At 34.8% G+C, this 12835-nt stretch carries 10 protein-coding genes and 1 pseudogene; 10 read left to right on the top strand and 1 reads right to left on the bottom strand.

Annotated elements, in window-relative coordinates; all coding sequences use genetic code 11:
- Positions 1 to 79 precede the first annotated feature (79 nt).
- The 10 genes from AACY93_RS13250 (at position 80) to AACY93_RS13205 (ending at position 12368) form a co-directional block, all read left to right on the top strand.
- A complete protein-coding gene (locus AACY93_RS13250) occupies positions 80 to 703 on the top strand; it encodes a porin family protein (protein WP_286852606.1) in 624 nt (207 codons plus the stop codon).
- Positions 704 to 742: 39 nt separating this feature from the next.
- Entirely contained in the window at positions 743 to 1351 is a 609-nt protein-coding gene (locus AACY93_RS13245) for a porin family protein (protein WP_286852607.1), read from the top strand.
- Between the two features lie 2 nt (positions 1352 to 1353).
- Entirely contained in the window at positions 1354 to 1719 is a 366-nt protein-coding gene (locus AACY93_RS13240; RefSeq protein ID WP_286852608.1) for a 3-hydroxyacyl-ACP dehydratase, read from the top strand.
- A 12-nt stretch (positions 1720 to 1731) separates the two neighbouring features.
- Positions 1732 to 2235, top strand: a complete 504-nt coding sequence (locus AACY93_RS13235; protein WP_286852609.1) for a hypothetical protein — start codon at positions 1732 to 1734, stop codon at positions 2233 to 2235.
- A gap of 11 nt (positions 2236 to 2246) precedes the next feature.
- Positions 2247 to 2903, top strand: coding sequence for a hypothetical protein (locus tag AACY93_RS13230; protein WP_286852610.1), 657 nt, complete (start codon positions 2247 to 2249; stop codon positions 2901 to 2903).
- An 80-nt stretch (positions 2904 to 2983) separates the two neighbouring features.
- Positions 2984 to 4180: a DUF2062 domain-containing protein gene (locus AACY93_RS13225; RefSeq protein WP_286852611.1), complete on the top strand. Its 1197-nt coding sequence runs from the start codon at positions 2984 to 2986 to the stop codon at positions 4178 to 4180.
- Positions 4173 to 7865, top strand: a complete 3693-nt coding sequence (locus AACY93_RS13220; protein WP_287006204.1) for an MMPL family transporter — start codon at positions 4173 to 4175, stop codon at positions 7863 to 7865. Before AACY93_RS13225 ends, AACY93_RS13220 begins: the two co-directional genes overlap by 8 nt.
- Positions 7862 to 9406, top strand: a complete 1545-nt coding sequence (locus AACY93_RS13215) for an NAD(P)/FAD-dependent oxidoreductase (protein WP_287006206.1) — start codon at positions 7862 to 7864, stop codon at positions 9404 to 9406. The genes AACY93_RS13220 and AACY93_RS13215 overlap by 4 nt, the downstream gene beginning before the upstream one ends.
- Positions 9403 to 11073: a C45 family peptidase gene (locus AACY93_RS13210; RefSeq protein WP_287006208.1), complete on the top strand. Its 1671-nt coding sequence runs from the start codon at positions 9403 to 9405 to the stop codon at positions 11071 to 11073. Before AACY93_RS13215 ends, AACY93_RS13210 begins: the two co-directional genes overlap by 4 nt.
- A complete protein-coding gene (locus AACY93_RS13205; RefSeq protein ID WP_286852615.1) occupies positions 11070 to 12368 on the top strand; it encodes an AMP-binding protein in 1299 nt (432 codons plus the stop codon). The genes AACY93_RS13210 and AACY93_RS13205 overlap by 4 nt, the downstream gene beginning before the upstream one ends.
- 16 nt (positions 12369 to 12384) lie before the next feature.
- Here the strand turns inward: AACY93_RS13205 and AACY93_RS13200 are convergent.
- Positions 12385 to 12835, bottom strand: a pseudogene (locus AACY93_RS13200) (hypothetical protein); the annotation flags it as partial.

Here is a 12835-nt window from a genome sequence, read left to right as displayed (position 1 = left end):
ATTATTAAACTTTAATCACACAGCGAAATGGTAATTTGGGTGTTCCATGTGACCATTAGAAAACAATAAATATCAACACATGAAAAAACTTTTTTTAACTTTAATAATCGTTGCACTAAGTTTACCAGCATTTTCACAAGTAAAAGTGCGTCCTGGTATTCGTTTGGGAATGAATGCTTCAAACATTACAAATCATTATAATTCTGAAAGGGTTATTGGTATAAATGGTGCCATGTTTGTAAACATCCATCTTGCCAATTTTTACGAACTACAACCAGAGTTAACCTATTCCAATCAAGGCTATAATGGCGTATATCATTACAGTCCAGAACCTTATGATCCTGTTGTTTCCAATAGAGATGAAGTTGTTAACACACATTATTTGGGCTTAGGTATTGCCAATAAGTTTTATTTTGTACCAGATTTGGGCTTGCACTTTATTTTAGGTCCAAGTTTGGAATTTAACATTTCTAATGATGCGTATTATGATGTAACTCCTGTTGATTTCTCTTTGTTTGGAGGTCTTGGTTACGAGTTTCCAATTGGTTTGGGAATAGAAGCAAGATACAAACAAGGGATTATAGATGTTAGGGACGGTTATTACGAATATTATTATGACGATTATAACGACAATTACTACAACGGCAACACCAAATTGAACTCTGTGTTTCAATTAAGTGTTTATTATAAATTTGGAATGTAATTTGTCATAAAAAAGCCTCTTTGTTAACTCTTTAATGACATGAAAAACTTAATTCTAGCTGTATGTTTTATAAGTATAATACAAAACTCCTTCTCTCAATCCATTAAGGGTATAGGGTTTCGAGGTGGTGCCAATATTTCTAAATTAACGAATGCTAATTTAGATTCAAAAACCAATGCGTATTTTGGCATGTTATATCAAGTTAGATTGTCAAACATCTATGCGTTACAACCAGAATTAGGATATTCTAACCAAGGTGGAAAAACCAAAGATTCAGATAACCTTTATGTGGAATACTTAACATTAGGTTTTACCAATAAACTATTTTTGTCTCCAGAAACTGGTTTTTATATGTTAGTAGCCCCTAGTTTTGATTTTGATATAGACGACACATTTTTTGGTTTCTTGAATAGAAATGATGAGGATGGTAACGATGTTACTTTTATTGACTTTAGCTTATCATTTGGTTTAGGCATTGAATTTAAAAATGGGTTAGCCATTGAAGCACGATATAAACAAGGTTTAATTGATGTCTATTCAGGCTCTTTTCATAATTTTGAATCAGAATTATATGAAAGTAAAAACCAATTTAACTCTGTTTTTCAAATTGGTCTCACATATACATTCCTTTTAACAAAAAAAGAATAAACATGCTACTAAAAGATTTTTATACCATAACCCAATTGACCGTAAAGGACCATTTGGCAACAGCGCACATAACCATTAACAAAAACCATGAGGTTTTTAAAGGGCATTTTCCTGGAAACCCAGTAACTCCTGGTGTTTGTATGATGCAAATAATCAAGGAACTTACAGAACAGATTGTAGACAAAAAACTGTTTATGGAGTCGGCCAGCAATGTTAAGTTTATGGCCATTATCAATCCAGAAAAAACACCGGATTTGGTTTTGGAATTGGATATTGCCCAAACAGACACAGGATACAAAGTGAAAAACACCACCATGTTTGAAGACACTATGGCACTAAAATTGACAAACAATTACTTAGTAATATAAAACTGTTTTTAAATGAAGTTTGTAACTCTGTTCATGACCATTGTTGGATTTTTTGCGTTAACTCAAAACTTAAGCGATATTCGAGTGGCTTACAAAGAAGCAGCCAACGATAAAGACAAAGGCAAAATAGAGGCTTTTTACAATCTGCTTAAAGACATTAACAAACAAAATAATGTCGCCTTGGTTGCCTACAAAGGAGCTTCCATTGCATTAAAGGCCAAATATGCCGAAACGTTAAAAGACAAAAAAGAAGGTTTTATTGAAGGTGTCTCCTATATAGAATTTGCCATAGAGAAAGAACCTAATGCCATAGAACCTCGGTTTATTAGACTAGGTATTCAAGAAAACACTCCTAAAGTTTTAAAGTATAAAGACCACATAGACGAGGATAAGCTGTTTCTGCTTAAACAGTATAAAAACATCCCTTCCAAAAACTTAAAATCTCATATTAAAGATTATATCTTACAATCTAAAGTGTTTTCAGACCAAGAAAAACAGAGTATTATCAACCAATAACCAACAAACCCATGAAAAAAATTACTTTCCTACTCCTTGTGTGTATTACCCTTTCCATGTCTGCTCAAGACTCCATATGGACATTAAATAATGAAGAAATCCTGGCCAAAGTAGAAGAAATCCATGTAGAAACAGTTAGCTATAAAAAATTTGACAACCTTTCTGGACCTACCTATCACATAAAGAAATCTGAAGTTTCAAAAATTATTTTTGAAAATGGCAACGAAGAAATCTTTGATGTGTCGCCAAAAAAAGAGGATAAAAAAGACATCTCCATGGAAGAAACTCAGGCCTTTTTAATTGAGTACATTGGCAAATACTGTTATGATGACAATGCCTATTTAAAAAACGGGTACCAAGCCAAATTTGAAGGGGAGTATTTAAGGTTAACCCTTTTTAATAAAGACAAATCCAAAGAACTTAGCAGTAATCTTTACGATTTTAAAAGTGTGTATTCCTTTAGGAGTCCAGATAGAAGGAATAAAGATTTGGCCTTTTTAAATTTACACGTACCAGTTTTGGTAAACGAAAAAAAAGATAAATGGGAAAAACAAAAATTGGTAATAAGCGTTGAAGGCCACGAACATGCAGAATCTATTGTAAATGCTTTAAAACACTATAACTACTTACTTAAAAATAAAAACAAAAAACCAGGTCAGAAATTTTAATCTTAATAATTGGAACAAGGACTCATAATAAAAAGAAAAATCAGTAATTTCGACATTATAACAAAAGCATGCTTTTTTAAGTGAATTTAGAGCTAACCAGACAAAAAATTACAGATTTAGGTGTATGTGTCATCATTCCAACATACAATAACCAGCACACATTAAAACGGGTCATTAATGGTGTTTTGGAGTTAACCAACAACCTAATTGTTGTAAATGATGGTTCTACAGACACAACTTCCAGCATTTTAAAAGCATACCCTAACATTCAGCAAGTCCATTTTCCAGAAAACAAAGGAAAAGGGGTTGCCTTAAGGGAAGGTTTTAAACACGCCATATCTTTGGGCTATAAGTTTGCCATTACCATCGATTCCGATGGACAGCATTTCCCTAACGATATTCCACATTTTATCAACGAGCTGGAACAAAACCAAGCCAAAGATATCTTGATTATTGGAGCTCGAAACATGAGTCACGAAAGTGTTCCGGGAAAAAGCAGTTTTGGAAACAAGTTTTCTAATTTTTGGTTTTGGGTAGAAACTGGGATCAAGCTTCAAGATACACAATCTGGGTTTAGGTTATATCCATTAAACGTTCTTAAAAAACTCAACTTTTACACCACTAAATTTGAGTTTGAGATTGAAGTTATTGTAAAAACAGCTTGGAAAGATGTGGAAGTTAAAAACATTCCCATACAAGTATTATATGATGAGTCTGAACGCGTGTCGCACTTTAGACCCTTTAAGGATTTTACCCGAATTAGCATCTTAAATACCTGGTTGGTTTTCTTGACAGCCATTTACTACTTCCCAAAAAGGCTGTTAAAAATTATTAAAAAAAAAGGCCTTAAACGATTTTTAATAGAAGATTTGCTTGGCAGTAACGATTCGCCAAAAAAGAAAGCACTATCCATTGCCTTAGGAACTTTTATAGGCTTTTCGCCTCTTTGGGGATTTCATACGTTTTTGGTGATAACCTTGGCCATTTTCTTAAAGTTAAATAAAGCCATTGCTTTTGCTTTTTCAAACGTAAGCTTACCTCCTTTTATTCCTTTTATTATTTTTGCTAGTTTAGAACTGGGACAATGGGTTTTAGGCGAAAAAATTTCCTATTCCATTGAAGAAATGACGACTGATTTTGAAGCTTTGAAACATCTAAAAACGTATCTTGTAGGAAGTTTTACCCTAGCAACCATTGGAGCCCTTGTTTTTGGTTTCACAGGATTTGTTTTCTTCAGCTTTTTTAATAAGAAGAATATGGCTTTAAAAAATGACTAACTTTTTTTACAACATACACACCTACTTGGCCACAAGAAAAATAATAGGCTTTGTGGCATTATTGCTAGTGGTGTTAAGCTTAGGGCTTTTGGCATCAAAAATTGAGTTTGAAGAGGATATCACTAAACTTATCCCAATTAACGAAACAAATAGTGATGCCCAAAAAGTTTTAAAATCTGTCAATTTTGCCGATAAAATTATTGTTAACATCAAGAGGGAATCAGCAGGTTCCATTACAGATTTAACCCAATACGCATCACAATTTATTGATAGCATCCATAACACGTCCAGCAACTATTTCACAAAAATTCAAGGCAAGGTTGAAGATGAAGAAATCTTGAACACCTTGGATTTTGTTTACAACAATTTGCCTCATTTCCTGGAATCTTCAGATTACAACACCATAAAAAACAAACTCCAAAAGGATAGTATAGAAGCCATTACCAAAGCCAATTACAAAACCTTGATTTCCCCTTCCGGAATGGTGGCTAAGGAAACCATTTTAAGAGATCCTTTGGGTGTGTCGTTTTTAGCTTTAAAAAAATTACAACAGCTAAGTTTTGGCAATGAGTTTACCATGCACAATGGCTTTTTGTTAAGTAAGGACAAGAAACATATTTTATTGTTTATTTCTCCCACACATCCATCTAGTGAAACTTCCAAAAACGCCCTTTTTGCAGAACAACTTTACAACCTAAACACCAAATTAAACCATGAATTTAAAGGAAAGGTCAGCAGCGAATACTTTGGTGGCGCTTTAGTAGCTGTAGCCAATGCCAAACAGATAAAACAGGACATTCAATTAACGGTTGGCATAGCCATAACCATCTTACTGCTTATATTGATTGTTTTTTACAGAAAGCTCAGCGTACCTCTTATTTTATTTGCACCAACAGCGTTTGGAGCGCTTTTGGCTGTAGCTTTACTCTTTTTAATACGAACAAACATTTCGGCCATTTCTTTGGGAATAGGCTCTGTATTGCTTGGTATTACCTTAGATTATGCTTTGCATATTTTAACTCATATTAGAAGCAACAACAACGTAAAAGCGCTCTATAAAGAAATTACTAAGCCTATTTTAATGAGCAGCTTAACAACAGCATTGGCTTTTTTATGTTTGCTGTTTTTGGACTCTCAAGCGCTTCAGGACTTAGGACTTTTTGCTGCCATAAGTGTGCTTGGTGCTTCAAGTTTTGCGCTTGTTTTTATTCCTTTGGTTTATAAGGACCAAAGCAAAAACACACAAAAAGCCACAGTTATTGACAACGTGGCTGCTTATCCACTTCATAAAAACAAATGGGTTTTAATAGGATTGGTTCTACTGTTTGTTATGAGTTATTTTACCTACAATAAGGTGACGTTTAATAACGATTTGGCCAATTTAAACTTTGAGCCGAAAGACCTTCGGGAAGCGCAAGACAGATTGGACGCCCTAACAAACATCAATTCCAAATCGGTATATATTGCCAGTTATGGAACAAACAAACAAGACGTTTTAAAAACAAACGACAGCGTTTTTTCAACCTTGAAACACCTTAAGGAAAAAGACAGCATCATAGGCTTTAGCTCTATAAGTGCTTTGATAAAATCTACTGAAATCCAACATGAACATTTATCCAATTGGAAAGACTTTTGGACAGAGGAAGTAAAACAAGCAGTCCAAGAAAACCTTATTGAAAGTGGCTTGGATTTAGGATTTAAACCCAATAGCTTTCAAGAATTCTATGCTCATTTAAATTCGGATTTTGACACCTTGAGCATAGCCGACTTTAAAGCTTTTAAAACCATCTCTACTGATGATTACATAGCAACCAAAGACGGTTTTACCACCATTACAACCTTGGTGAAATTAAAAGACGAACAAACCGAAAACCTTTTTAGCAAATTTGAAAAAACGCCACATACTTTGGTGATAGACAGAAAGCAAATGAACGAAACCTTTTTGGGTAACCTAAAAACCGATTTCAATAGTTTGGTTGGATACTCGTTTATAGTTGTTTTATTGCTGCTCCTGGTTTTTTATCGCAGTTTTTCTTTAACCTTGGTAACCATAGTTCCCATTGCCTTAACTTGGTTGCTAACCATTGGTATTATGGGAGTTTTGGACGTTCAATTCAATATTTTCAACATCATCATTTCAACCTTTATTTTTGGTTTGGGCATCGATTACAGTATTTTTATAACCAACGGCTTGTTACACGAATTACGAACAGGGGAACGTTCCTTGCCAACGCATAAAACATCCATTTTACTTTCTGTAATTACCACTATTTTAGGTGTTGGCGTTTTAATTTTTGCCAAACATCCTGCATTACACAGTATTTCTTTGGTGTCCCTAATTGGTATATTGTCTGCCATGTTTATTTCGTTTGCACTGCAACCTATATTGTTTGGTTTTTTTATAGGAAGCAAGCACAACAGACCTTCGCCTGTACTCATGTTTGTTCATTCGTCCATTTCCTTTGCGTATTATGGTTTGGGAGGCTTGTTTCTATCCTTATTTGGAATTGCAGTCATGAAAGTGGTTCCAATAAGCATGAAAATTAAAATGAATTGGTTTCACAGAGTCATGTCTAAATTCATGAAATCCGTTTTGGATTCTTATCCGTTTTTCAAAACAAAAGTAATTAACCATTCAAACGAAACCTTTGAGAAACAAGCAATCATTATTGCCAATCATACTTCCTTTTTAGACATTTTGGCTATTGGTATGCTGCACCCAAAAATTATCTTTCTGGTAAACGATTGGGTCTATAATTCGCCATTTTTTGGTAAAGCCGTAAAATTGGCTGGTTTTTATCCGGTTTCCAGTGGTATAGAAAATGGGATTTCCCATTTACAGAAAAAAGTGGATCAAGGTTATAGTTTAATGGCTTTCCCTGAAGGTACACGCTCTTATACCAACAAAATGAAACGTTTTCATAAAGGGGCTTTCTTTTTGGCCGAACAGTTTAAACTGGATCTTGTTCCTGTATTGATTCATGGAAATTCTGAAATCCTTCCAAAGGGAAATTTTGTTATAAAAAGTGGCACCTTAACCGTAAACATTCTAGATAGAATACCTTTTGAAGACAATAGATTAAAAGGAAGCACCAGAGACAAAACCAAGAAAATCAGTTCATATTTCAAACAGGAATTTCAAGCTTTTAGAAACAAGGTTGAAGACGAAACCTATTTTCACAAAGTGGTCCTGGAAGATTTTAGGTATAAAGGTGATGCTGTCTATCAACAAGTTAAAACAGACTTGAAGGCCAACAAAACAGCTTATAAAACCATTATGGATGTTGTTGGCGACAAAGCAAGCATCCTTCATTTTTCAAAAGCATGTGGCCAATTGGATTTTTTATTGGCATTGGATAAACCAGACAGAAAAATCCATACCTACTTTAATGATAAACCTTATAGCAACCTTATAAAAAACAGCTACATAAGCAATAATCACTATCGTATTTCAGTTTTAGATAGCTTAGATAACAGCTTAAATGTTAAAACAGAGGTGCTTATTCTAGATCATTTTCAAATAGACAACAAACAGATGGAAACTCTAATTTTAAATGGAGTGACACACATTGTTTTGCTTCATGCAAATCAAGAAGTATATTTAAATGTTTTAAAAAACCATGGGTTTAAAGTGGTTCAAGAAACAGAAAACTTGTTCATATTTACCAAAACAGAAACTATTTGAAACCAAAATCCAAATACGATGTTGTTATAGTTGGCAGTGGCTTAGGAGGTCTAGTATCTGCCGTTATTCTTGCCAAGGAAGGTTACAGTGTTTGTGTTTTGGAAAAAAACCAGCAATATGGTGGCAACCTTCAAACCTTTGTAAGGGATAAATCCATATTCGATACAGGAGTTCATTACATTGGCAGTTTGAACAAAGGGCAAAACCTCTATCAATATTTCAACTATTTAGGGATTATGGAGGAATTGGCCTTGAAAAAAATGGATGAAGAAGCTTTTGATGTGATTACTTTTGATGACGATGAAAACGAATACAACTATGCTCAAGGCTACGAGAGATTCAGCAAAAGTTTAATTAAGGATTTTCCTGAAGAAGCTGGAGCCATCAAAGCCTATTGCGAAAAAATAAAGGAAACTTGTGATAAGTTTCCTCTCTATCGCTTAAAATTAGGCAGACCTTATGCAGATGGTGTATTTAGGCTTCAAATAAGGGAGTTTTTAGAATCCATAACAAACAACAAACGTTTGCAAGCTGTTTTGGCTGGAACCAATTTCCTTTATGCAGGAGATGGTTACAAAACCCCTTTTTATGTGCATTCGCTATCTGTAAACTCCTATATTCAAAGTGCGTACAGATGCTTAAATGGAGGCAGTCAAATTACCAAATTCTTAATACGGAGACTATTGGAAGCAGGAGGCGAAGTGTACAAATATCATGAAGCCGTAAAATTTACATTCAAAGAAGATAAAATACGTTCCGTTGTGTGTGAAAATGGTAATGAAATTGAAGGCGACCTGTTTATATCGAACATAGACCCAAAACTCACTTTAAAACTTGTTGGAGAAGGCAAATTGCGAAAATCCTATACCAATAGAATTGAAAACCTAGAAAGTACCATTGCAGCTTTTAGCTTATATATTGTATTAAAACCGGGTTGTTTTAAGTATTTAAACAAAAATTATTATCATTTCAAATCAATTGATGCTGTTTGGAAAGCACAACATTATACCCAAGATACTTGGCCAGAAAACTATATGCTTTCCATGGGAATTAAAAAAAACAACGATGAATATGCCGACAACATGACCATTATGACCTACATGCGTTATGAAGAGGTAGAACCTTGGGCCAACACCTTTAACACTGTTGCAAATAAAAATGAAAGAGGGCAAACTTACGAAGAATTTAAAAAGGAAAAAGCCGAAAAAATCATTAAAGAACTAGAAAAAAAGTTCCCAAACATCAGGGAATGTATTTTGGAAACCTATACCTCCTCACCTTTATCCTATAGGGATTATATAGCCACCAATAAAGGTTCCATGTATGGTTATGCCAAAGATGTGAATAAATCCATGCAATCGTTCATTTCACCAAAAACCAAAATAGAAAACCTCCTGTTTACAGGACAATGCTTAAATATGCATGGCATTTTAGGAGTTACCATTGGAGCTGTGGTAACCTGTTCGGAAATACTAGGCCAGGAATATTTGTTAAATAAAATTATAGAAGCCAACAAACCTACAAAACCTCAACAGGCATGAAAGTAAGAATTAACATATTACTTGTATTTTTACTGCTTAGCTTGATGTCTTGTGGTGTATCAAAATCCTTGAAAGATGTTCCAGACGTTAGCAGCTACAATCAACAAATTCCTAAGCGGGAAAAAATTTCCGACAGTTCATTCATCACTGAAAAAGGCTATCTCACCAAAAATAAATTTGGCCAATGGGAAATGTTTGTGTCTGGAGATCCATACCAAATAGGACTTAATACAGGAAGTTTAACCCAAGAGCTTTTTGAAGAACAAGAACATGCGTTTTTAAGTAAGGTGGACGAATTGGTACCTTCTAAATTCAAGCAATACCTACTTCGAAAAATGCTGGCTTGGTACAACCGAAAAATGTATTTACACGTTCCAGAAGAATACAAATCCGAAATATTGGGTGTCTCTAAATACGCAGGAGATACCTACGATTACGTTGCAGACGATTACTTACGGATTCTATATTTTCATAGTGCTCACGACATAGGACATGCGCTTCAGGATTTGATGCTTGTTGGTTGTTCGTCTTTTGCAGCATGGGGAAACAAAACCGAAGATGGCAACCTGATTATTGGAAGAAATTTCGATTTTTATGCAGGAGACCCTTTTGCAAAAAACAAAATAATTGCCTTTGTAAAACCCAGCAATGGCTATCCTTTCATGTCTGTTACTTGGGCTGGCATGATGGGCGTGGTGTCTGGTATGAACAATCAAGGCCTAACCGTTACCATCAATGCTGGAAAATCGGATATTCCTTGGGTAGCAAAAACACCTATTTCCATTCTTACCCGAGAGATTTTGCAATATGCTTCCAATATTGAAGAAGCGATTGCCATTGCCAAAAAACGTCAGGTTTTTGTATCGGAATCCATTTTTATAGGAAGCGCCAAAGACAATCGTGCCATTACCATAGAAGTCTCTCCAAATAATTTTGGGGTATATGACCTTGAAAACTCCAATCAGTTAATTTGCTCTAATCACTTTCAAAGTGAGGCTTATGCCAATGATGAAAAAAACACCAAACACAAAGCTGAAAGTCATTCGCAATATCGTTACCAACGCATGGAAGAATTGTTAAACGAAACACCAAAACTCACTCCAGAAATTGCAGTCCATATGTTGCGAAACAAAGAAGGGTTGGATGATACATCCATAGGCTATGGTAATGAAAAAGCTTTAAATCAGCTTTTGGCACATCATGGCATTGTGTTTAAACCAGCAGAGCGTTTGGTTTGGGTGTCATCAAACCCTTACCAATTAGGTGAATTTGTTGCTTACAACTTGAATACCATTTTTAAAGAAGCACCAAAAAACAAACAGGCAGAACCATTGAACAATTTAGCATTAACCATAGAAGAAGATCCGTTTCAATACACTCAAGCCTATATGGACTATGAAGCTTATCGCATTCTTAGCAGACAAGTTGAAAAAGCCATAAGCAACAATGAGCAGCTAGTTCCTATCATGTTGGAAGAATTACAAAAGCTTAATCCAGAATATTGGCAAGCCTATTATTTAGTTGGTAAATACAATTATGAAAAAAAATATTACAGAGCTGCCCTTAATGCTTTTGAAAAAGCAAAAACCAAAGAAATTACAACCGTTCCAGACCAAGAACAGATAGATTTGTATATTAAGAAGATAAAAAGGAAATTAAACGAATGATTCCCAAAATAGAACAAGCATCATCCCAAGACATAAAACGCTTTCAAGAAGAGAAACTGAAAGACCTATTACAGTATTTAAACAAGAATTCACCTTACTATCAAGGTATTTTTAAAAAACACCATATTGATGTCAATACCATAAATTCATTAGAAGACTTGGCCAAGATTCCTACCACCACAAAAGATCAGTTGCAACAATACAACAACGATTTTTTATGTGTGGAAAAAAATAAAATTATTGATTATGTCACAACTTCTGGCACCTTGGGAGATCCTGTAACCTTTGCTTTAACCGATAACGATTTAAACCGGTTGGCCTATAACGAAGCCATTTCCTTTGCTTGTTCTGGTGTTACGGAAAACGATGTCATGCAACTTATGACCACCATAGACAGGCGTTTTATGGCAGGATTGGCCTATTTTCTTGGAGCAAGAAAACTTGGTGCAGGTATAATAAGGGTTGGAGCAGGCATCCCAGAATTGCAATGGGATTCCATCTTAAAATTTAAACCTACCTATTTAATTGCTGTTCCATCTTTTTTATTGAAATTGATAGAATATGCCAAACAACATGATATCGACTTAAAAACTTCAGGTGTTAAAGGTGCCATTTGTATTGGAGAACCTTTGCGCAATCAAGATTTTTCCTTGAACACCTTGGCCGAAAAAATAACCTCTCAATGGAATATAAAGTTGTTTTCAACCTATGCCTCCACCGAAATGAACACAGCATTTAACGAATGTGAAAAACAGCAAGGTGGACACCATCACCCAGAATTGATTATTGCAGAAATTTTGGACGAAAACGATCAAGCTGTTCCAGCAAACCATGTTGGCGAATTAACCATTACCACGTTAGGCGTTGAAGGCATGCCATTGTTGCGTTTTAAAACAGGAGATATGGTACAAGCTCATACAGAAGCTTGTGGCTGTGGTAGGAACACCATGCGTCTTGGACCTGTTGTAGGCAGAAAAAAACAAATGATAAAATATAAAGGCACGACCTTATATCCACCAGCCATGGATAATATTTTAAACGATTTTAGCGAAGTGGAATGTTACATTATAGAAATTTCAAACAATAATATTGGCACAGACGAAATTTGTATCAAAATAGCCACCAAAACACCTTCCGATAAATTGCTGTCTCGAATAAAAGATCATTTTAGGGCCAAATTGCGTGTGTCCCCAAAAATTGAAATCCACGATAAAAAAGTTATTCAAAAACTGCAATTCCCTATTATGAGTAGAAAACCTGTGATGGTAATTGATAATAGAAAAACAGATTCTTAATTATTTTTTAGTGAAATTAAACCGGTTCCATTTCCGGAATCATCAAAGCTGTTAGTTCTTGCTTATAAATACCAAGTTCTTCTTGAATTTGCTTGTTTTCATTTGAAATGCTTGAAACAAACAACTCCTGATAATAGGTAATCCCTTCCAACAGATTGTTTTTAAAGGCTTCCCATTTTTTTATTTGTTTGCTTGTAATGTCTTCTGAAACTGTAGTTATTTCATTTTGTAAATACGCCATGTACATTTTCAATTCCTTTACAAACATATTGGGTCTATTCACATTTGCAAGTACAGATGCCTTTCCATAAATATGTTGCATCATGTTAAAAAGGGATACTTCTTTATCAAAATACGCCATATTGGGTCCTGGACAAATAACCACACCTTGCTCCTGACCTTTAATGGGAATATTGTTTTCTAAATAAGACGCATTTGCCAAACCAACACAAAGACAGGCCTTTTCG

Source organism: uncultured Xanthomarina sp., assembly GCF_963971605.1.
In the GTDB taxonomy this organism is placed as follows: domain Bacteria; phylum Bacteroidota; class Bacteroidia; order Flavobacteriales; family Flavobacteriaceae; genus Xanthomarina; species Xanthomarina gelatinilytica.
Note: the sequence above shows the minus strand (reverse complement) of the source record. Positions and strands in the feature narration are given on the sequence as shown.

Excerpts from the sequence above, each read along its gene's own strand:
- AACY93_RS13220 (WP_287006204.1), top strand. The coding sequence starts at position 4,173 with ATGACTAACTTTTTTTACAACATACACACCTACTTGGCCACAAGAAAA.
- AACY93_RS13210 (WP_287006208.1), top strand. The coding sequence starts at position 9,403 with ATGAAAGTAAGAATTAACATATTACTTGTATTTTTACTGCTTAGCTTG.
- AACY93_RS13250 (WP_286852606.1), top strand. The coding sequence starts at position 80 with ATGAAAAAACTTTTTTTAACTTTAATAATCGTTGCACTAAGTTTACCA.
- AACY93_RS13230 (WP_286852610.1), top strand. The coding sequence starts at position 2,247 with ATGAAAAAAATTACTTTCCTACTCCTTGTGTGTATTACCCTTTCCATG.
- AACY93_RS13245 (WP_286852607.1), top strand. The coding sequence starts at position 743 with ATGAAAAACTTAATTCTAGCTGTATGTTTTATAAGTATAATACAAAAC.
- AACY93_RS13240 (WP_286852608.1), top strand. The coding sequence starts at position 1,354 with ATGCTACTAAAAGATTTTTATACCATAACCCAATTGACCGTAAAGGAC.
- AACY93_RS13235 (WP_286852609.1), top strand. The coding sequence starts at position 1,732 with ATGAAGTTTGTAACTCTGTTCATGACCATTGTTGGATTTTTTGCGTTA.
- AACY93_RS13205 (WP_286852615.1), top strand. The coding sequence starts at position 11,070 with ATGATTCCCAAAATAGAACAAGCATCATCCCAAGACATAAAACGCTTT.